The organism is Stutzerimonas sp. VN223-3, assembly GCF_045999685.1.
GTDB classification, from domain to species: domain Bacteria; phylum Pseudomonadota; class Gammaproteobacteria; order Pseudomonadales; family Pseudomonadaceae; genus Stutzerimonas; species Stutzerimonas stutzeri_AR.
The window spans coordinates 751402-772196 of sequence record NZ_RBEC01000001.1 but is presented as its reverse complement, the minus strand read 5'-3'; the positions used below and the strand labels follow the sequence as shown (position 1 = coordinate 772196).

The 20795-nt window shown below is 57.6% G+C and carries 23 protein-coding genes; 3 read left to right on the top strand and 20 right to left on the bottom strand.

Annotated elements, in window-relative coordinates; translation table 11 throughout:
- Positions 1-13 precede the first annotated feature (13 nt).
- Complete coding sequence (locus tag D7241_RS03555) at positions 14-1669, top strand: electron transfer flavoprotein-ubiquinone oxidoreductase (protein ID WP_408100336.1); 1656 nt, start codon at positions 14-16, stop codon at positions 1667-1669.
- Between the two features lie 84 nt (positions 1670-1753).
- On the opposite strand, the gene D7241_RS03550 is transcribed toward D7241_RS03555, so the two are convergent.
- From D7241_RS03550 to D7241_RS03540, 3 genes are all read right to left on the bottom strand, one after another.
- The gene (locus tag D7241_RS03550; protein WP_408100335.1) at positions 1754-2320 is read right to left on the bottom strand and encodes a DUF1285 domain-containing protein; all 567 of its coding nucleotides are present in this window, start codon (positions 2318-2320) and stop codon (positions 1754-1756) included.
- A gap of 9 nt (positions 2321-2329) precedes the next feature.
- Positions 2330-2932 (bottom strand): DUF4823 domain-containing protein, encoded by a 603-nt coding sequence (locus tag D7241_RS03545; RefSeq protein WP_408100334.1) that lies wholly within the window; start codon positions 2930-2932, stop codon positions 2330-2332.
- 195 nt (positions 2933-3127) lie between these two features.
- Positions 3128-3748, bottom strand: a complete 621-nt coding sequence (locus tag D7241_RS03540) for a TetR/AcrR family transcriptional regulator (protein WP_255980442.1) — start codon at positions 3746-3748, stop codon at positions 3128-3130.
- A gap of 72 nt (positions 3749-3820) precedes the next feature.
- Here D7241_RS03540 and D7241_RS03535 point away from each other — a divergent pair, with 72 nt between their 5' ends.
- A complete protein-coding gene (locus D7241_RS03535) occupies positions 3821-4957 on the top strand; it encodes an aminotransferase class V-fold PLP-dependent enzyme (RefSeq protein ID WP_408100333.1) in 1137 nt (378 codons plus the stop codon).
- 216 nt (positions 4958-5173) lie between these two features.
- Here the strand turns inward: D7241_RS03535 and D7241_RS03530 are convergent, their stop codons facing one another.
- The 14 genes from D7241_RS03530 to D7241_RS03465 all read right to left on the bottom strand — a co-directional run bounded on the left by D7241_RS03530 (position 5174) and on the right by D7241_RS03465 (position 16982).
- Positions 5174-6568, bottom strand: a complete 1395-nt coding sequence (locus D7241_RS03530; RefSeq protein ID WP_408100332.1) for an amino acid permease — start codon at positions 6566-6568, stop codon at positions 5174-5176.
- A gap of 191 nt (positions 6569-6759) precedes the next feature.
- Positions 6760-7545, bottom strand: coding sequence for a TatD family hydrolase (locus tag D7241_RS03525; RefSeq protein ID WP_408100331.1), 786 nt, complete (start codon positions 7543-7545; stop codon positions 6760-6762).
- 151 nt (positions 7546-7696) lie between these two features.
- Positions 7697-8053: a PilZ domain-containing protein gene (locus D7241_RS03520; protein ID WP_019342489.1), complete on the bottom strand. Its 357-nt coding sequence runs from the start codon at positions 8051-8053 to the stop codon at positions 7697-7699.
- A gap of 31 nt (positions 8054-8084) precedes the next feature.
- Positions 8085-9074: a DNA polymerase III subunit delta' gene (locus D7241_RS03515; protein ID WP_408100330.1), complete on the bottom strand. Its 990-nt coding sequence runs from the start codon at positions 9072-9074 to the stop codon at positions 8085-8087.
- Positions 9067-9699 (bottom strand): dTMP kinase, encoded by a 633-nt coding sequence (gene tmk / locus D7241_RS03510; RefSeq protein WP_408100329.1) that lies wholly within the window; start codon positions 9697-9699, stop codon positions 9067-9069. Before tmk ends, D7241_RS03515 begins: the two co-directional genes overlap by 8 nt.
- Positions 9696-10763: an endolytic transglycosylase MltG gene (gene mltG, locus D7241_RS03505; protein ID WP_255980454.1), complete on the bottom strand. Its 1068-nt coding sequence runs from the start codon at positions 10761-10763 to the stop codon at positions 9696-9698. The genes tmk and mltG overlap by 4 nt, the downstream gene beginning before the upstream one ends.
- Complete coding sequence (gene pabC / locus D7241_RS03500) at positions 10760-11575, bottom strand: aminodeoxychorismate lyase (RefSeq protein ID WP_408100328.1); 816 nt, start codon at positions 11573-11575, stop codon at positions 10760-10762. The genes mltG and pabC overlap by 4 nt, the downstream gene beginning before the upstream one ends.
- A 2-nt stretch (positions 11576-11577) precedes the next feature.
- Positions 11578-12822 (bottom strand): beta-ketoacyl-ACP synthase II, encoded by a 1245-nt coding sequence (gene fabF / locus D7241_RS03495; protein WP_408100327.1) that lies wholly within the window; start codon positions 12820-12822, stop codon positions 11578-11580.
- A 180-nt stretch (positions 12823-13002) separates the two neighbouring features.
- Positions 13003-13239 (bottom strand): acyl carrier protein, encoded by a 237-nt coding sequence (acpP, locus tag D7241_RS03490; protein ID WP_255980461.1) that lies wholly within the window; start codon positions 13237-13239, stop codon positions 13003-13005.
- Between the two features lie 190 nt (positions 13240-13429).
- The gene (gene fabG, locus D7241_RS03485) at positions 13430-14173 is read right to left on the bottom strand and encodes a 3-oxoacyl-ACP reductase FabG (RefSeq protein WP_408100326.1); all 744 of its coding nucleotides are present in this window, start codon (positions 14171-14173) and stop codon (positions 13430-13432) included.
- A gap of 14 nt (positions 14174-14187) precedes the next feature.
- Complete coding sequence (fabD, locus tag D7241_RS03480) at positions 14188-15126, bottom strand: ACP S-malonyltransferase (RefSeq protein ID WP_408100325.1); 939 nt, start codon at positions 15124-15126, stop codon at positions 14188-14190.
- 59 nt (positions 15127-15185) lie between these two features.
- A complete protein-coding gene (gene plsX, locus D7241_RS03475; protein WP_408100324.1) occupies positions 15186-16256 on the bottom strand; it encodes a phosphate acyltransferase PlsX in 1071 nt (356 codons plus the stop codon).
- A gap of 3 nt (positions 16257-16259) precedes the next feature.
- Positions 16260-16442, bottom strand: a complete 183-nt coding sequence (gene rpmF / locus D7241_RS03470; protein ID WP_037021568.1) for a 50S ribosomal protein L32 — start codon at positions 16440-16442, stop codon at positions 16260-16262.
- Positions 16443-16454: 12 nt separating this feature from the next.
- Positions 16455-16982 carry a YceD family protein gene (locus tag D7241_RS03465; RefSeq protein ID WP_408100323.1) on the bottom strand — a complete coding sequence of 176 codons (528 nt, stop codon included), beginning with the start codon at positions 16980-16982 and terminating at the stop codon, positions 16455-16457.
- Positions 16983-17086: 104 nt separating this feature from the next.
- Between D7241_RS03465 and D7241_RS03460 the strand changes: the two genes are divergently transcribed.
- Positions 17087-17665 (top strand): nucleoside triphosphate pyrophosphatase, encoded by a 579-nt coding sequence (locus D7241_RS03460; RefSeq protein WP_255980471.1) that lies wholly within the window; start codon positions 17087-17089, stop codon positions 17663-17665.
- 14 nt (positions 17666-17679) lie between these two features.
- Here D7241_RS03460 and D7241_RS03455 read toward each other — a convergent pair whose 3' ends face one another.
- Genes D7241_RS03455 through rluC form a run of 3 tightly spaced genes read right to left on the bottom strand, consistent with a single transcriptional unit; the run spans position 17680 to position 20285 of the window.
- Positions 17680-18663 (bottom strand): S49 family peptidase, encoded by a 984-nt coding sequence (locus tag D7241_RS03455; RefSeq protein ID WP_408100322.1) that lies wholly within the window; start codon positions 18661-18663, stop codon positions 17680-17682.
- Positions 18653-19339 carry an HAD-IA family hydrolase gene (locus D7241_RS03450; protein WP_408100321.1) on the bottom strand — a complete coding sequence of 229 codons (687 nt, stop codon included), beginning with the start codon at positions 19337-19339 and terminating at the stop codon, positions 18653-18655. Before D7241_RS03450 ends, D7241_RS03455 begins: the two co-directional genes overlap by 11 nt.
- The gene (gene rluC / locus D7241_RS03445; protein ID WP_255980477.1) at positions 19332-20285 is read right to left on the bottom strand and encodes a 23S rRNA pseudouridine(955/2504/2580) synthase RluC; all 954 of its coding nucleotides are present in this window, start codon (positions 20283-20285) and stop codon (positions 19332-19334) included. The genes D7241_RS03450 and rluC overlap by 8 nt, the downstream gene beginning before the upstream one ends.
- Positions 20286-20795 lie beyond the last annotated feature (510 nt).

Below are 20795 nucleotides of genomic sequence, written 5' to 3'. Positions count from 1 at the left end.
TAGGAGATAGCCAATGGAACGCGAATACATGGAATTCGACGTAGTCATCGTCGGCGCCGGCCCCGCGGGCCTTTCTGCTGCCTGCCGACTAAAGCAAAAAGCCGCCGATGCCGGGAAGGAAATCAGCGTCTGCGTCGTCGAGAAGGGTTCCGAAGTAGGCGCCCACATTCTGTCCGGTGCCGTGTTCGAGCCCCGCGCATTAAATGAGCTCTTTCCCAACTGGAAAGAACTCGAAGCGCCACTGAACACCCCCGTCAAGCGCGACGACATCTACCTGCTCAAAAACGCCGAAGCCGCGCGCAAGCTGCCCAATGCGCTAGTTCCCAAGACCATGCACAACGAGGGCAACTACATTATTTCGCTCGGCAACTTCTGCCGCTGGCTGGCGCAACAGGCCGAAAACCTCGGCGTCGAGATTTATCCCGGCTTCGCAGCTCAGGAAGCGCTCATTGATGAACAAGGCGTGGTTCGTGGCATTCTCACCGGCGACCTCGGCGTGGACCGCGAAGGCAATCCAAAGAAAGACATGTACACCCCAGGCATGGAGCTGCGTGCCAAGTACACCCTGTTCGCCGAAGGCTGCCGCGGCCATATCGGCAAGCAGCTGATCAATCGTTTCCAGCTCAACGCTAATGTCGACCCGCAACACTACGGCATCGGTATCAAGGAACTCTGGGACATCGACCCGGCCAAGCACGAACAGGGCCTGGTCGTACATACCGCAGGCTGGCCGCTGGATGACGAGAACACCGGCGGCTCATTCCTCTATCACATCGAGAACAACCAGGTCGTGGTCGGCTTGATCGTCGACCTGTCCTACAGCAACCCGTTCCTCTCGCCGTTCGACGAATTCCAGCGCTACAAGCATCACCCGGTGGTAAAGCAGTACCTGGAAGGCGGCAAGCGCGTTTCCTATGGAGCGCGCGCCATCGCCAAGGGTGGCATCAATTCGCTACCCAAGATGGTCTTCAATGGCGGCGCACTGATCGGCTGCGATGCCGGCACGCTGAACTTCGCCAAGATCAAGGGCAGCCATACAGCGATGAAATCCGGCATGCTCGCCGCAGAGGCGGTTGCGGACGCCCTGTTCGCCGGCCGCGAAGGTGGTGACGAACTGACCGGCTACGAAGAAGGCTTCAAGGCCAGCTGGCTTTATGAAGAGCTGCATGCCAGCCGCAATTTCGGCGCGGCGATCCACAAGTGGGGCGCGGTCAAGGGCGGTGCCTTCAATTTCATCGACCAGAACATTTTCGGTGGCAAGATCCCATTCACCCTGCATGACACCAAGCCGGACTACGCATGCCTGAAAACCGCAGCCGAGTCGAAGAAGATCGATTATCCCAAACCGGATGGCAAGCTCAGTTTCGACAAGCTCAGCTCGGTATTCCTTTCCAATACCAACCATGAAGAAGAGCAGCCGGTCCATCTCAAGCTGACCGATCCGAGCATTCCGATCGAGAAGAACCTACCCCTGTACGACGAGCCCGCCCAACGCTACTGCCCGGCTGGCGTCTACGAAGTGGTAGATAATGACGATGGCAGCAAGCGCTTCCAGATCAATGCGCAAAACTGCGTGCACTGCAAGACGTGCGATATCAAAGACCCCGCACAAAACATTACTTGGGTGGCGCCGGAGGGCACCGGAGGACCTAACTACCCCAACATGTAAATTGCAGAAAGGCTCCCTCGGGAGCCTTTCTTATTTTAGTTAGTGCAGACGCGAATCCGAACGGGTTACCTCATCCTGTTCGGATTATTCGGTGCGCCCAATGGGGAAAAATTGTCCGTGGCTCCAGACACCCAGCCAAGTAGCGCCTTCGATTTCACGCGGCACAGCCAGCTCGACCAGTTGGTAGAAAACGTTTCGATGAATCAGCGCGTCGAGATTGGCGCGCACATGGACATAGGGTGTTGGCTCCTGACTATCGGGATCGAGTTCGACCCGCATCGGATGCTCTGACCCAGCTTCGATTTCGTCGTCGACATTGGTGATGAAGCGAAGGATCTGTACATCACCGCTCCCCTCCATCTCCAGCCGAACCGCCACGAAGGGTGCGTCATCAACCTGGATGCCGACTCTCTCCACCGGAGTCACCAAGAAGTATTTGTCGCCATCGCGCCGGATAACCGTGGAAAACAGCCGCACCATGGCGGGCCGCCCTATCGGCGTGCCCATGTAGTACCAACTACCGTCGCGGGCGATTCGCATATCCAGATCACCGCAGAACGGCGGATTCCAGAGATGCACCGGCGGCAGACCTTTCTTTTCAGACTTCGTAATCTGACCCAGCAGATCCGCGGCTTTTTCAGAATCGCTCACGTGCGCTCCCTAACGACTGAGGCCCGTCAGGCGCCGGGCGTAGTCTCGCAAAGGCGGACCCAGCAAAACCTGCGGCGTCGCATCATAAATATTCAACAGCCCGCCCCGACTGCGGATTCGAGCTGTATCGACAAGATAACGGTTGCCAGTCTCGATCAGCATCAACTGCACCACGCTGGTGTCGACACCCAGACGATCGAGCGCGCGCTGATCGTTGAGCTCATCGAAACTACCGATGCGATCATCGGCGGCGGCAAATCGCGTGTACAGCAAGTAATTGGCACCAGCGGTAGCCGCCTGGTTCAGTGCCTCGTCCAACCCGACAGGTTCCGGGGCTCGCCGGACCAGTGGGAAATACTCGACGAAACCCTTGAAGGCCTCCTCGGCTACCACGTTGGGCCTGGGATAGGCATTGCCGGGCGGCACAAAATGACCTTGGGCAATATAGATGAACGAATCGGGCTGCAAGCGCCAGGACGCGGATCGCACGGTCTCGCTGTGATCGAGAATACCGACGTCGCGCAATTGATCGCGAGTGCCTTCGGCCATGTCGCTTATCTTCATGCATCCGCTCAGTACGAACAAAGCTGCGATAAGGCTAAACACTTTCATTTTTTGCTCCTGCCTCTGACGAAAAACCGGCGAATAGCGAAGCAATGCAGCAAACAAGCCAGTTCAGTACGAAGAAGAGGTTACAGGCCCGGGCGGCCGTTCTTGGCGTTATAACGAATACAGGGCTCTTCGAGTAACGCGGCGAACCTGCGCCAGCGCTGACAGGCGCGGCAGGCCCCACCCAGCATAAATGGACTAGTCGCGCTTGCGCTTGTTGCCCATACGTACACCGATATCCATCAGGAACTGGAAGAAGCCTTCCTGATCTTCCAGCACGTTACTCCAGAACGGCGAGTGATAAAGCGCTACAGCTCCATGCACCAGCGCCCATGCAGCGCAATAGTGGAAGTATGGCGGCACATCTTCCAGCTTTCCTTCGGATATGCGCCCCTTGATCAGTTGGGTCAAATGTTCGAAGTTGGATGCGCGAATGCGGTGGAGTTCTTCGACCATTTCCGGAACCTGATTTCCTTTGACGACCTTCTCTTCGAGACGATCGAACAGGCGATAGCGCTGGGGATCGCGCATGCGGAATTCAAAGTAAGCGCGTGACAGCGCTTCCTTGTCCTGATCGAGGTTTGGCGAGTGCAGAAGCTCGTTCAGGTCGCGCTCGTAGTCCAGCATAAGCCGCAGGTAAATCTCGGCCTTTGATTTGAAGTGCTTGTAAATGGTGCCTTTGCCGATACCCACCATGTCGGCGATCATCTCGACGGTGACGCTGTCTTCTCCCTGATCGAGAAAAAGCTGAAGCGCTGTATCGAGAATCTCTTGCTCGCGACGGCGAAATTCGCGGACCTTCCGGGGTTCAGTTTGCATAAGAGGCTGCAGCTTGAAAATCAAAGCGGATTATTATGCCTATCTAGTCAGAAAATGCACGGAACATCGCCAATGAGTACATTGAATGACGAATTTCCTCAAATCGAGGGGCTGCGATATCTAAACCATGCTGCCGTCGCGCCCTGGCCACGCCGGGCGACAGAAGCAGTGACGGCTTTTGCTCAGCAGAATATGACGCTGGGCGCGCGCGACTATCCAAAATGGCTGAACGTCGAGACGAGCCTGCGTGGGCGCTTGGCCAGGCTGCTGAATGCACCATCCACGGCAGACATAGCGCTGGTGAAGAATACGTCCGAGGCACTGTCCTTCGTGGCATTCGGTCTGGATTGGAAAGCCGGCGACCAGATCGTCATCAGCGACGAGGAGTTTCCCTCTAACCGGGTGGTCTGGGAGGCTTTGCAGCCGCAAGGCGTCGAGGTGATACAGGTCAATCTCAAGGGCGAAAATCCGGAGGCTGACCTGCTTGCCGCCTGCGGACCGAAGGTGCGGTTGATGGCGATCAGCGCGGTGCAATATGCCAGCGGCCTGCGGCTCGACTTGCCGCGTCTTGGCGAGGGCTGCGAACAGCGTGGCGTGCTGTTATGTATCGACGCAATCCAACAGCTGGGGGCGCTGCCGTTCGACGTTCAGCAATACCGGTGTGCCTTTGCCATGGCTGACGGGCACAAATGGCTGCTGGGTCCCGAAGGGCTCGGCGTCTTCTACTGCCGCAGTGATCTGCGCGCCAAATTGAAGCTTCATGAGTACGGCTGGCATATGCTCGAGCATGCCGGTGATTACGATCGAAGCGATTGGGAGCCGGCCCGTAGCGCGCGCCGCTTCGAATGCGGCAGCCCGAATATGCTCGGGACCATGGCGCTGGAGGCAAGCCTGTCGTTGCTGGAAGAAGTCGGCATGGACAGAGTGGGTCAGGCGCTGGGCGAGCGCATCGATCATCTGCAATACGAGCTATCAGCTATGTCCGGCGTTGAGCTATTGAGCCCTGCCGATCCGTTTCGGCGAGCGGGGATTATGACCTTCAGGGTCAGCGGCTTGAAAAACCAGATGCTGTTCGATCGTCTCAAGGCGGAGCAGATTGTCTGCGCCCTTCGCGGCGGCGGCGTAAGGCTCTCGCCACACTTCTATACCCGCCCGGATGTCATTGAACAAACCTTGTCGGTGATTCGCGCCCTTGCTGCGGTCCAGTGAGCGATCAACGGCACCACAGCTATTCCAAATCCGTTTTAAAAACGCGGCGAATCGGGCGGCAAAGTCGTCAATCCAGGCCAATACTTCAAGCACTGGCCGAGCAATCCCCCCAATGCTCGGCCAGCTGAGGGAGCGAGGAACGTGACCTCATACTCCTAATGGTCTTGACCCGGCTCCTCGCGAAGCCGGGTTTTTTTTGCATGGACATAGCGGGGTTCAGCGGAGCCTGGCGCCTCTGGCCAGGCGAAATCGGAAGCAGATCCAGATAAACAGCACCCAGAACGGCATGGCGAATATCGAAGTACGCAGCCCGGGCATCGACAGCATGATGGCTGCGATCAGCGCCACGAATGCCAGGCAGAGGTAGTTGCTAAAGGGAAACCAGAAGGCTTTGAACGAGGGCTCGATGCCCTGTTCTGTGATTGCCTTGCGGAATTTCAAGTGGGCGAGACTGATCATGGCCCAGTTGATCAATAGCGCGGCGACTACGAGAGACATGAGCAATTCCAGGGCGGTTTGCGGCAGCATGTAGTTCACCAGCACGCAAAGCATGGTCACCAGCGCGGAAACGGCAATGGCCAGCACCGGAACCCCGCGGCGATTGACCATCATCAGCCCCCTCGGCGCGTCGCCCTGCTCAGCCAGGCCATAGAGCATCCGGCTGTTGCAGTAGACGCCACTGTTGTAGACCGAGAGCGCCGCGGTCAGCACCACGAAGTTGAGGATGTGCGCGGCGGTATCGCTGCCGATTAGTGAAAATATCTGTACGAATGGGCTGCCGCTGTAGGGATCGCCGGCCGAGCCCAGGGTTTCCAGCAGACTGTCCCAGGGATACAACGCCAGCAGCACGCTCAGCGCACCGATGTAAAAAATCAGGATGCGGTAGACAACCTGATTGATGGCCTTGGGAATGACAGTCTTCGGATCGGATGCTTCGGCAGCCGTGATCCCTACCAATTCGAGCCCACCGAAGGAAAACATGACGATCGCCAGCGCCATGATCATCCCGCTGACCCCATTGGGGAAAAACCCGCCGTGATTCCACAGGTTGCTGAAACTGGCTTGCTCACCACCCTCGCCGCTCAGCAACAGGTAGAGACCCAGCGCGATCATGCCAATGATTGCGCCAACCTTGATGATGGCGAACCAGAATTCGGTCTCGCCGAATGCTTTCACGTTCACCATGTTGATGAGATTGATCAGTACGAAAAAAGCAGCCGCGGTGGCCCAGGTTGGAACCTCCGGCCACCAGAACTGCACGTACTTACCAACGGCAGTCAGCTCAGCCATTCCCACCAACACGTAGAGCACCCAGTAATTCCAGCCCGAGAGAAAGCCCGCATAAGGCGCCCAGTATTTGTGGGCGAAATGGCTGAAAGATCCTGCGACCGGTTCTTCAACGATCATTTCGCCAAGCTGACGCATGATGAGGAACGCGATCAGGCCGCCTATGGCGTAACCGAGAATCATCGACGGGCCAGCACTGCGAAGTACACCAGCCGAGCCTAGAAACAGACCCGTGCCGATGGCGCCGCCGAGCGCAATCAGCTGGATATGCCGATTTTTCAGGCCGCGCTGAAGCGGGCCGGTCTGCAGCGTGTCGCTGGACATGCGTCACCTTGTTCTGTTTGTAACGAGAAGTTGCCCCGTCCTGGCTGATGAGCGGAGGCGGAGTTGAACTGGAACGTCGAGCCTGATGTCCCGACCTTTGGCGATGCGAGCACCGAAACGGCGCCGAATTTTACACATGAGCTGCGGGTGAGGCAGCGTCATACGCGTCAGGGCGCAACAAAGGAAATCAATCAGGCGCCGATCCGAGCCAGCGGGAACAGCCGCTTGAAGTTGCTGGTGGTCTGCTCCGCCAGCACATCGAAATCGACACCACGCAGGTCGGATAGAAACTCGGCAACGTCACGCACGTATTGCGGCAGATTCGGTTTGCCACGATAGGGAATCGGAGCCAGATAGGGAGAATCCGTCTCGACCAGCAGACGATCCGCTGGTACACGACGGGCAACCTCTCGCAGCGCATCAGCATTGCGGAACGTGACAATTCCAGAAAGTGAAATGTAGAAACCGAGATCCAGCGCTGCCTTCGCCATGTCCCAATCTTCAGTAAAGCAATGCAGCACCCCAGCCTGTGGCAACGCCGCTTCACGAAGCAGCTCCAGCGTGTCAGCGCGGGCCGCGCGGGTGTGCACGATCACCGGCTTGCCGCAGATTCGGGCAGCCTCGAGATGCAAACGAAAGGATTGTTGCTGCAGATCAGCGGCTTCGGGCTCGTAGTGATAGTCGAAACCGGTCTCACCGATCGCCACGACACGGGGATGTTCCAGCTCGCTCAGTAGCCAGTCAAGTACAGGCGCGGCACCTGGATCGAGGTCTAGCGGATGCACACCGACCGAGCAATCGACATCGTCATAACGCTCTGCCAGCGCCTTTACAGCCGCAGTATTGTCGGCACTGACGCCGATACAGAGAAAGTGGCCAACACCACGCTGTCGCGCAGCAGCCAGTGCCGCATCAAGAGAACCTTTGTGTGCAGTGAGATCGAGTCGATCAAGGTGACAGTGGGAATCTACCAGCATTGAACACGCTACTCATCGAGCCAGATTGGGCGTGCATTGTAGGGGAAACAACAGCTGCAAGCTGCAAGCTGCAAGCTGCAAGCGAGCTGACACCAAAGTCTGGAGGCTTTTCCTTTTCCGGTTGCCTCTGAAGCTTTTCGCTGTTTCCCACCTACATGGTATGCGTCGGCCGATCCGACTTCATAGCGCCAGCCAGGTAGGTCTCGATCTTGTTGCGAGCGGTCGAATCACCCTCGTTGAACTGCACACCGACACCGGCAGCCCGGTTGCCCTGCGCGCCCTTCGGTGTGATCCACACGACTTTGCCAGCAACAGGGATTTTTTCCGGTTCGTCCATCAGGCTCAGCAGCATGAATACCTCATCGCCGAGCTTGTAGCTCTTGTTGGTGGGGATGAACAATCCACCGTGCTTGATGAATGGCATGAACGCCGCATAGAGCACCGACTTGTCCTTGATGGTCAGGGACAGGATGCCGTTACGCGGACCAAGATTTGCAGGCAGGCTCATGCGGTATTCCTAACAACAGTTCCGGTGGATTCTAGCTTGGCCCAGGCAAACTTGCCCACTGCACCAGCAGCGCTTCGAGAAGCAAGACACGGTTGAGATTGGCTTTGCCCAATACTTTCTGCCGGTGGGCCAACAACCAGTCCTGTAATGCAAGCAACTTGGCCGATGAGGATTTTTGTGCCAGGTATTGAACGACTTTTTTCATATCGGCAGCACCGAGCCGAGCTTCATCGCCGGTCATCTGGAAACGCAAAATCAGATGCGCCCATTCGCAAAACCAATCGAACAATAGAATCAGCGAGAACGGATTCCAGGCTTCGGCCAACTGACTCGGGGATTGCTGTTGCTTGAGTAGCTTCTTCACCCCCTCGACGATCTGCACACGCATCTCCAGCACGCCCAGCCCATGCAGCTTGAGCGCTGCAAGGGGTGAACCCGCCGCCAGTGTCAGCAGCTCTTCGCGTTGCACTGTCGACAGGTCCGCAAGCTTGTCACCAAGCCAGTCCAGGCTTTGCTGACGCCCAGGTAAGGGACAGCTCTGCTGCACACAGCGACTTTTGATTGTCGGCAACAACCGGCTGGGCTGATGACTGATAAGCAGCAACACGGTGTTACCCGCTGGCTCTTCGAGGCTTTTCAGCAGAGCGTTAGAGGCGTTCAGATTCATCGCCTCGGCCGGCTCGAGCAGCACCACCTTGCGCCCGCCGAGCTGTGCGGTCTGGCTGACGAACCCAACCAACTGACGCACCTGATCGACACGAATGGCCTTGTCGATTTCCTCTGGTTCGAGAATGTAATGATCCGGATGGGTGTGTGCGGCGAGGAGCTGGCAACTCTTGCAGTGCCCACACGCCCCATCCCGCGACGGCTGTTTGCACAGCAGCAACGCCATCAGTTGTTCGGCCAGTGCTCGCTTACCGATACCGGCGGGACCGTGCAACAAATAGGCATGGGCGTGCTCCTGCCGGCCTGCCAGTAACTGCCACAAGTCGCTCTGCCAAGGAAGAATGCCGTCAGCCAAGGGCACGCTCCAAAACCTCGGGCACTAGCGTTTCCAAATCCCGCTGCACCGCAGACAGTGGCTGGCCGGCATCGAGCACGCGATAGCGCTGCGGAACCTCGCGGGCTCGGTCGAGATAAGCGCTACGCACGGCCTCGAAGAAGGTCAGGCCTTCCTGTTCGAATCGATCGAGACGCCCGCGTGCAGCAGCGCGGCTCAAACCTACCTCCACCGGCAGATCGAAGATAAGCGTCAGATCCGGGCGCAGATCACCTTGCACGAAACACTCAAGTTGCTCGATACGTTGAAAGGATAAGCCGCGACCGCCGCCTTGATAGGCGTAGGTCGCATCGGTGAACCGATCGCAAAGCACCACAGCGCCGCGTGCCAGGGCCGGTCGAATGATTTGAGCGAGATGCTGTGCACGCGCCGCGAATACCAGCAGCAACTCGGTATCGCTGGCCATCGGCTCGTCTGCAGGCGCCAGTAACAGTTCGCGCACTCGCTCAGCAAGCGGTGTTCCGCCGGGTTCACGGGTCAGTACGACATCCAGGCCGTGCTCGCGAAAACGCTGAGCGAGGTATTCCCGGTTGGTGCTCTTGCCGGCGCCCTCAGGCCCTTCCAGAGTAATGAAGAGTCCTGTCACTGAATATTCTCGGCTGGCGCCGGCGCTTGCCGGGGGGGTGGACTGGAGCGATAGTCGGCGCGACGCTGGAGCTGGTATTCGCGTACCGCGCGATTGTGTTCGCTCAGTGAATCACTGAACACGTGGCTACCGTCTCCACGAGCGACAAAATAGAGGCTTTTCCCTTCCACCGGATGCAGTGAGGCGTGAATGGCCTCACGGCCCACCATTGCGATCGGCGTCGGCGGCAGTCCTGCATTGGTGTAAGTATTGTAGGGTGTCGGCCTGCGCAAATCCTTGCGGGTAATCCGTCCCTGATACCGCTCGCCCATTCCATAGATGACTGTCGGATCGGTCTGCAGCAGCATGCCGCGCTCGAGGCGACGGACAAAGACGCCTGCGATTTCACCGCGTTCGGACGGCACACCCGTTTCTTTTTCGATGATCGAAGCCATGATCAGCGCCTGATAAGCGTCTTGGTAAGGCAGTCCCTCGCTGCGCTGCTGCCACTCTTCAGCCAAAACGGTTTCAAGCCGTGAAAAGGCCCGCTGAAGCAATTCGAGATCGGTTACTCCACGAGTGAAGCTGTAGGTATCCGGAAAGAAGCGCCCTTCCGGATGAATGCCCGCCTGACCGAGTCGCGCCATGACCTCGCTGTCCGACATATTCCGGAGTGTTTGCTGGATCGTGGGCAATGCCTCCAACGCGGCGCGAACCTGGCGAAAATTCCATCCTTCGACAATTGTCAGGGTGTGCTGAACGACCTCGCCACGCTGCCACAACCCGATCATGTCGTGCGCGGTCATCCCCTGAAGCAATCGATACTCGCCGCTGTGTAGATTCTGACCAGACAGATTCAAACGCCAATGCAGCCGCAACCAGAACGAGTCGTCCAGAAGCCCTTCTCGCTCCAGACTTTGGAATAACCCGCTGGGCGTATCGCCGGGTTTGACCTCGAGGGTATGCGTCTCGCTGAGCTGCAATGGTTGCTCTAACGCGGAGTAGAGTTTCCAGGCAACCAGACCGAGGGCCAATGCGGCGACCAGTACGGCACCCACGAGCATGAAAGAGAGTTTTCGAATCACGTATTACTCGACAGATCAGCAACCAGGCTTTGAAGTTTACGTGTGAGCGGTCCCACCGGCCAGACGCTCGCCTGCAGTTGCCGCACGGGCCAGATGCCATACAGGCTGTTGCAGACGAAGACCTCGTCGGCACCAAGCAATTGATCGAGCGAGATATCAGCTACCTGCGTCGGAATGCCTGCACGGCGGGCCCGCTCTAAAAGCTCTCCACGCATCACGCCGGCCACGCCGCACCGCTCAACCGATGGCGTGAGCAGTACGCCGGATTTCACGATAAAGATATTGCTGAAAACAGCCTCGATGACACGCCCGGACGTATCACGCATCAACCCCTCAGCGACTGCGGGATCCTGCCATTCAGCACGCGCCAGCACCTGTTCCAACCGATTAAGGTGTTTCAGTCCGGCCAATGCTGGCTGCTCGGCGAGGCGAGTCGTACAAGCGAACAAGCGCACGCCATCTTCAGAATGTTCGATCGGGTAGTTCGGCAGAGGCGAGCCAGTCAGCACCGTTCGCGGCAGGCAGGGCTGCGGCAGCCTATAGCCACGCATCCCATCGCCGCGGCTGAGGATCAACTTGGCCACGCCATCACCAAGCGCTGCGCTAAAAGCGGCGATTTGCGCGCGAAGCATAATGAAATCACAAGGTATAGCGAAGCGATGGCAGCCGAGTTCGAGACGATGCAGGTGGCGATCCAGCAGTTCCGGCTGGCCGTCGACCACCTTTATGGTCTCGAACAGACCGTCACCGTATGCGAGCCCACGATCATGAACAGACACCCCATTGGCGGGCTGCCCGTTCACCCAGCTCAATGTCACTCGGCGAACCGGCGGAAAACCAGCGAACCGTTGGTGCCACCGAAACCAAAGGAGTTGGAGACTGCGACATCAATCGTTCTTGGTTTCGCCTCGTGCGGCACGAAGTCCAAATCGCAGCCTTCATCTGGCTCATCGAGGTTGATAGTCGGTGGGGCGACCTGATCGCGAATGGCAAGCACGCTGAAAATCGCCTCGACGGCACCGGCGGCACCCAGCAGGTGACCAACCATCGACTTCGTCGAACTCACCGACAGATCATAGGCATAGCTGCCGAACACGGACTTTATCGCGGCGGTCTCAGCCTTGTCGCCAGCGGGCGTAGAAGTGCCGTGAGCGTTGATGTAGTGCACCTGATCGATATCGATCTTAGCGTCGACGATGGCGTTGCGGATGCAGCGAGCAGCACCTGCGCCGTCTTCTGGCGGGGACGTCATATGGAAAGCATCGGCACTCATGCCGAAACCGATCAACTCGGCGTAAATTTTCGCGCCACGCGCTTTGGCGTGTTCGAGCTCTTCCAGGACCAACGCGCCAGCACCGTCGGACAAGACGAAGCCATCCCGCCCCTTGTCCCAAGGTCGACTGGCTGCCGCTGGGTCGTCATTACGTGTGGACAGCGCTCGCGCTGCGGCGAAACCGCCAATTCCGAGCCCGCTGGCAGCCATTTCCGAGCCCCCTGCGACCATCACATCGGCCTCGCCATAGGCAATATTGCGAGCAGCCATGCCGATGCAGTGCGTTCCGGTGGTACAGGCTGTTGCGATGGCATAGTTCGGGCCCTGCAAGCCCAGATGGATCGACAGAAAACCCGAGACCATATTGATTATCGAGCCCGGGACGAAAAATGGTGAAATACGCCGCGGTCCCTGCTCAATCAACGACTTGCAGCTGTTTTCGATATTGGTCAGGCCGCCGATACCAGAACCCATAGCCACGCCAATGCGCTCACGATTAGCGTCGTTGATTTCCAGTCCGGAATCACGCACTGCCTGAAAACTGGCAGCCAGACCATACTGGATGAAAAGATCGAGCTTGCGAGCTTCTTTCGCTGGCAGGTACTGCTCGACATCGAAATTCTTCACCGATCCGCCAAAGCGAGTGGAATAGGCGGAGAGGTCCATATGTTCTATCAGGCCGATACCACTGCGGCCGGCGAGAATCCCTTGCCAGCTGCTTGGCACATCGTTACCCAGCGGCGATAGCATGCCCATCCCGGTGATTACGACGCGTCTACGCGACACAGCAATTCTCCTTCCGTTTACATTTGGCCCGCTCGATCCCGCTAGCTAGCAACGGATCAAAACCAACCATCTCAAGCATCGCGCAAATATACGCGACCAGCTGAATTCAGCTAACTCAAACAAAAGCCGCACTGCCCGTTCAAGGCAGTGCGGCTTACTGGTTCGAAGCAGGATTACAATTTACTGCGCGTGCGCATTGACGTAATCGATAGCTTCTTGAACAGTGGTGATCTTCTCGGCTTGCTCGTCCGGGATTTCGGTCTCGAATTCCTCTTCCAGAGCCATAACCAGCTCAACAGTATCAAGGGAGTCGGCACCCAGGTCTTCGACGAAGGAAGCGCTGTTGGTGACTTCCTCTTCCTTGACGCCAAGTTGCTCGGCAACGATTTTCTTGACGCGTTCTTCGATGGTGCTCATACCTTGTTTTCACTCCTATGGAAAAATCAGGCAGCTGGTCTGCGCGGTAGTGTATAGAAAGCGTTTTCCGCATTTCAAGCTGAAAGCGGGCAAGCATGAACCTGCTTTCAACCTTCTGTCTATAAACAAGCCGCAGTTTTATAACGAAATTGTCAGCCGTTATGACTACTTACATGCGTTGGGCGTCACATTAACTCATGTACATGCCGCCGTTCACCGGAACCGTAGCCCCAGTAACATAGGCAGCACCGTCAGAAGCTAAGAAGGCAACGACCTTGGCAATCTCTTGCGCCTGCCCAAGACGACCCAGCGGGATCTGACCCAGCAGAGCGTCACGCTGCGTTTCCGGCAGTTCACGCGTCATATCGGTATCGATGAATCCCGGCGCCACGGCATTGACCGTGATACCGCGCGACCCGACCTCACGAGCCAGCGCACGACTGAAGCCCTCGAGTCCGGCTTTGGCCGCCGCGTAGTTTACCTGTCCGGCATTGCCCATGGCACCTACTACGGAGCCGATACTGATGATCCGCCCCCAGCGTGCCTTGGTCATGCCTCGCAGAACGCCCTTGGTCAGACGATAAAGACTGCTAAGGTTGGTGTTGATCACATCGTGCCATTCATCGTCTTTCATCCGCAGCATCAAATTGTCGCGAGTGATGCCTGCGTTGTTAACCAGAATAGCCGGCTGGCCGAAGCTTTGCTGGATCTGCTCCAACGTGCTTGCCACGGACTCGTCATTCGTGACATCCAAGACCAAACCTGCGCCCTCGATACCGCTTTCCTTGAGCGTTTCGGCGATGCGCTCGGCACCCGAAGCAGAAGTCGCGGTGCCAATCACGATCGCACCCTGACGACCCAATTCCAGAGCGATGGCCTGGCCAATACCGCGACTGGCGCCGGTTACCAGCGCAACCTTGCCTTGCAAATTCATAGAGTTCTCCTTGTTCAGACCAGTGCGCCGCGAGCGGCAGCAAAAGCTTCGGGGGTGTCCAGATTGTAGGTGTTCAGGCCTTTTACACAGCGCTTGTTGAGTCCCGAAAGCACCTTGCCCGGACCACATTCGACCAGATCGGTTACGCCGCGCTCACTCAATGCAATGATCGTCTCGACCCAGCGAACCGGACTATAAAGCTGTGCCAGCAAGTTGCGCTTGAGCGTGTCGAGATCCGTGACTGTCGCCGCGCTGACATTCTGCACCAATGGAATTTCGGGCGCCTGCCAGGCTGCTTCGGTGACGGAATCGGCAAAACGCTCTGCCGCAGGGCGCATTAGATCGCAATGCGACGGCACGCTGACCGGCAGCGGCATTGCGCGCTTGGCACCCCTAGCTTTGCAGGCTTCGATAGCGCGCCCAACGGCTGCGGCGTTGCCAGCTATCACTACTTGGCCAGGCGCATTGAAGTTGACCGCACTGACGACCTCGCCTTGGGCCGCTTCGCTGCAGGCCGCCAGGACATCCGCATCTTCCAGCCCCAAAATTGCCGCCATTCCGCCAGTGCCTGCCGGAACGGCTTGCTGCATGAGCTGGCCACGCAACTCGACCAGCTTTACTGCGTCGGCAAACGGGAGACTGCCTGCTGCGACCAGTGCCGAGTATTCGCCTAGGCTGTGACCTGCTACAAATGCTGGCTTCGCACCACCCTCAGCCAGCCACAAACGCCAAAGCGCAATCGAAGCCGTAAGAATGGCCGGCTGAGTCTTGTCGGTCTGATTCAGATGTTCCTCTGGACCGTGCTGGGAAAGCGCCCAAAGATCGTAGCCCAGCACCGACGAGGCTTCAGCGAACGTATCGACGATCAGCGATTGTTGGGTGCCGTGCTCTGCGAGCATGCCAAGGGCCTGGGAGCCCTGCCCAGGAAAGACGAATGCAAGTGATGCGGACATGAAACGGCTCTCTTGTGGTTGTTTCGTCAAAAAATACGCCACGAGGACGCACCGAATTGTCAGTTGGATGGTGAGCTGCTGGCAGCGGTCACATCACCGGGACCGTTTACCGATCGATTGGTCACAAGCAGCTGCTCGAGCCGACTATGCAGCTTCTCCGGCAGATTGTGCTGCAAGTCTTGGGCTGCGCGCAGAATCGCCGAACGGAAACCTTCCGCGCCCGCCCCGCCATGACTCTTCACAACGATGCCCTGAAGCCCCAAAAAACTTGCGCCGTTATATTGCTCCGGCCGCAGATCCGCTCGTAGCTGGCGTAACAGAGGTAGAGCCAGCGCACCCACCAGGCGCGAGATCAGCGAACGGCGAAAAAGCGCCTCGACACGCAAGGCAACCATATGCGCCAGCCCCTCGCTGGACTTGAGCAAAATATTGCCAACGAAGCCATCACACACCGCCACGTCAGCCTCGCCACGAAACAACCCGTCACCCTCGATGAATCCCTGATAATTAATATCGCCAGCTTGCTGCAATAGCCCAGCTGCCGCCTTGACCTGCTGGTTTCCCTTAATTTCTTCTGTACCAACATTTAGCAGCGAGACTCTCGGGCGTTCGATCCCTAGACTTTGCGCAGCAACCGAACCCATTACCGCGAATTGATAGAGTTGCTCGGCGGTGCAATCCACGTTCGCACCTAGGTCAAGCAACAGACAGGCACCATCGATAGTGGGTATAGCGGTCATCATGGCAGGACGATCGACTCCAGGCAGCGTCTTCAGTACGTGGCGAGCCAATGCCATTAAGGCACCCGTATTACCAGCACTGACACAGGCCTGAGCCTGACCATCGCGCACCAATTGCAGAGCGACGCGCATTGATGACCGCGGCTTGGCGCGCAGGGCCTGTGTGGGTCGTTCGTCCATGCCGATTACCTCGTCAGCATTGACGATCTTCAGGCGCGCTCGATCCACACCCGCATGCCGGGCGACGATTTCTTCGAGAATGGAGGATTGGCCAACCAGGGCCAGATGTAACGAGGGGGATTCAGCCAGACACTGGAGACTGGCCGGAACAATGCAGTGGGGACCAAAGTCCCCACCCATTGCGTCGATCGCTATGATCGGAGCAGACAAGACTTACTCGTCAGCGCCCTTGTCGATCACTTTACGACCACGATAAAAACCTTCCGGGGAAACGTGGTGACGCAGGTGAACTTCACCAGTGCTCTTTTCCACGGACAGGGCGTTCGGCACGAGCGCGTCGTGCGAACGACGCATGTCACGGGCGGAACGGGATTTTTTGTTCTGCTGAACAGCCATTGGGGTCAACTCCTAAACGTTTGGGTCACGCTTTAACTGCGCCAGTACGCTGAACGGGTTGGACCGCGATACCTCGTCCTCACTCGGCTCGGGCTCATCAGGCCCAACCGGCGGCTGGCAAACTTCTTGGTCATGGAGTGGAACAATCGGAAGAGCGAGCAAAAGCTCCTCTTCAACCAGCGCCAGCAGATCCAGAGGATCCTCTCCCACTTCCAGCACGTCATAGCCTTTGGGCAGGTGCTGACTGTTCGAACCTTCATTCACCACGGCATAGTCGCATTCGCTGTGAATAGGCAGAACAACCGGCTCCAGACAACGCTGGCAAATCATTGTGACCTCAACATCCAGCTCGCTGTGGATCACCACAGTACGCTGCTCGTCGCGCCCGAAATCAAAACTGGCGCGCACCACACCTTTATCGTCCTCGAGAGGATCGACGAGCCGCCTCAGCTCCGACAACTGCAGCTCACCCCTCAGAGTGGCCGCTCGATCAGCGAGCTTGCGCGGGTCAACGTGCGGAGGTATTGGTCCTTTCAACATAAGCGCGGCATTCTAGGGATGCGCCCCTCGACTGTCAAAGGAATTCAACCCCACAATTGAGCCCGACCAACCAGTAATTGGCCCCCTATATATAAGGAAGGAAAATGCGCCGTCTGCTTCTCGCATCAAGCTCCCCCTATCGACGCGAATTGCTTTCGCGACTGAGGCTGGCATTCGATTGGAGCGCTCCGCAGATTGACGAAACCGCACATATTGGAGAATCGCCGGAGCATCTTGTGCGCCGACTGGCCAGCGAGAAGGCTCAGGCGCTGACCGAGACCCACCCGGATCACTTGATCATCGGCTCCGATCAAGTCGCCGTGTTTGAGCAGCAGATCCTCGGTAAACCCCATACGTTTGAGCGAGCAAAGCAGCAGCTGAAGATCTGCAGCGGAAAAAGCGTGAGCTTCCTGACCGGGCTAGCGCTTCTTGATAGCCGAAACAGGACCACCCAAGTCGACTGCGTATGCTTTACCGTGCATTTTCGGGTTCTTGAGGACCAACAGATCGAGCGCTACCTGCATGCCGAACGACCTTACGACTGCGCCGGCAGCTTTAAGGCCGAAGGATTAGGGATCAGCTTGTTCCGCGCCACGGAAGGCACGGATGTTACCAGCCTGATCGGGCTGCCACTGATCAGGCTGGTAGACATGCTCAACGAGGCAGGAATCGAAGTGCCTTGACAGGACGAGAGCGACTATCGCAGCTGCGGTCCCTGGAAGCCCATCCATAGAGCAAGCTGCGCGCCAAGGCTAGCACCGAGCTTCTTGGTAAAGCGATCCAGAGCGGAATCTTTGACAGTGAAGTCCACCAACTCCTCTTCTCCGACTACTTCGCGCGCGACGTATCCGGTGCTGCCGAGACCGTCGATCAGACCGAGCTCCAGCGCCTGCTCGCCGGACCAGATAAGCCCGGAAAACAATTCAGGATGCCCGGTAATCTGCAATCGATCCCCCCGCCCCTGCTTGACGCTATCGATGAACTGCCGATGAGTGGTGGCCAGAACGCTGCGCCAGAATTCGGTTTCCTCAGGTTTTTCCGGCTGGAACGGATCGAGAAATGCTTTGTGTTCACCCGACGTGTACACCCGACGCTCGACACCCAGCTTGTCCATCGTCTCGACAAAACCAAAAGTCGCTGCCGTCACTCCGATAGAGCCAACAAGACTCGATTTATCCGCATAGATTTCGTCCGCTGCACTGGCAATGTAATAAGCACCCGATGCACCCAGATCGGTAATCACCGCGTATACCTTGATGGCCGGATACTCGCTACGCAACCGACGTATTTCGTCATAGATATAACCCGACTGCACCGGACTGCCACCTGGGCTATTGATCCGCAGCACCACACCTTTGGTATTGGCATCCTCAAAGGCTGCACGAAGCGCTCCGACAATATTGTCCGCACTCGCCGACTCCTCGTCGGCAATCATCCCGCGCACATTGATGACGGCGGTATGGCTACCACTGGCATGCTTTCCATCACCCAATTGCAACAAGGGCGAGAACATCAGCAACGCGCCGAAGAGATAAATGAATGTCAGCAGCTTGAAGAAAATCCCCCAACGCCGGGCGCGCCGCTGTTCCTGCACACCAGCAAGCAGTGTCTTTTCCAGCAACTTCCAACTGCTGCGGTCTTCCTTACTTTCATTCACCGGCGCTTTCCATTCATCCGACATATGCAACTACCTCTGCTGTACCAGCGGAACGCAGCCAATTGCCGAGCTCCGAAAAACGATTGATGAGCTTGCTCGGCGCGCATGCCTGCAACACCTCTATGGGCTGCGCACCGTAGGAAACCGCAACACTGTCTACGCCAGCTCGCCTGGCCATTTCCAGGTCGAACACCGAATCTCCAATCATCACCGCCTGCTCGGGACGCGCCCCGCAATGCGCCAGAATTTCGCGGATCATTAGAGGGTCAGGCTTGCTCGCGGTCTCGTCTGCGCAGCGAGTCACATCGAAGAAACCCGTCCAACCCTGACCTTCAAGCACCCTGTCCAGCCCACGCCGACCCTTGCCAGTCGCCACAGCGAGCAGATACCCCTGATCGCGAAATTGCTGCAATGCCTGCGCGACGCCTGGATACAACGCCGACGGCTCAATTTCCAGGGAAAGATAATGGTCGGCATAGGCGCGACGAAACGCCTCGATCGCACCCGCATCAGTCAGATGCGGATACAGCACCGCAATCGCCTCGGGCAAACCGAGCCCAATGATCCCCTTGATGGCGACTTCATCAAGCGCTGGCAGATTACAGCTGGCCGCTGCGGCAGAAATCGATTCGACGATACGCCCGATCGAGTCCACAAGGGTCCCATCCCAGTCGAAGATCAATACTTCGTATTTATTCACCCAGCTTCTCCATCGTCCGCGTCCAGACTTCATCGACCGGCGCCTCCAGACTCAACTCGCCGCCGTCGGGCAAAGGCACCTTCAAGGCATAGGCGTGTAGAAAGAGGCGCTTGCCGCCCAGATCACGGACAATCTTGGAGAACTCTTCATCGCCGTATTTGTTGTCGCCAGCAATGCCATGACCAGCGTGACGCGCATGTACGCGAATCTGATGCGTGCGTCCTGTCACCGGCTTGGCTTCGACCAGCGTAGCGAAATCACCAAAACGGCGCAGCACACGGAAAAGCGTCAGCGCCTCCTTGCCCTCATCGGTAACCTCGACCATGCGCTCACCCGAGCGCAACGTGTTCTTCAATAGCGGCGCATTTACCTGCTTCTTACTGGTATCCCAGCGGCCCCGCACGAGCGCCATGTAGCGCTTGTCGACGCCATCACCGCGCAACTCCTGATGCAGGTGGCGCAGCATGCTGCGTTTTTTTGCGATCATTAGCAGACCCGAAGTATCCCGATCCAGGCGATGGACCAGCTCCAGCTCTTTCACGTCCGGACGCAGTTGGCGCAGCGCTTCGATGACCCCAAAACTGAGCCCGCTGCCACCGTGTACCGCGATACCCGCCGGCTTGTTCAGCACGATAAGCGCCTTGTCTTCGTAGACAATCGCAGCTTCCAGACGCTCGAGAAGGCCCTGGGCCAACGGCGCTACCTCATCGCGCTCGGCCAATCGAAGCGGTGGAACACGCACCACATCACCTGCCTGAAGTTTGTATTCGGGCTTGATTCGTCCTTTGTTGACCCTCACCTCACCCTTGCGCAGGATGCGGTAGATCAAGGTCTTGGGCACACCCTTGAGCTGGGTACGAAGAAAGTTATCGATGCGCTGGCCGGCAAGTTCCGGCGAGACCTCGAGCAGCTGAACGCCGGAGATCTGAGAGGGGGTATTGGTCATCGGCGGATGATATCAATTTTCATGAATTTGAAGCACTTAAACATTGCTGTTATAGTCCCGAACGCCGCCAAAAGCGGCCAGGTCGAGGAATGCCAGCGAAACCGCCATTTCTGACCCTGTAATGCAAGGACGTGAGGCCGTCCGACGGAGCTTCTCTCAAGTAGCGTTGAAGCACCGAAACAAGCCTTGAAGACATGATGCGTGCCCCCGTTGGGGAATCGCGATAATCGACAACCGCTCCCGGATTTCTGCGAGTGGCACCCGATTTTCAAAGTATGAGTGTTGGGTGGAGATGCACAGCCATCGGATTGCGTAGCAAAGGCTTTCACAGACGCTTCATTCCGTCCGCTACCGATTGCTGATTCCTCCTCCCGAACCATTGCTTCTGTTCCGACAGCAAGCAGGAGACGTCGTCGCGACGCCGGCCCAACTGGCCTCACATCGCTGGACACTGGAATGCCTTACAACCATTCCTGACTCACCTGACACCGACCGCGAGAGTCGTGTGTG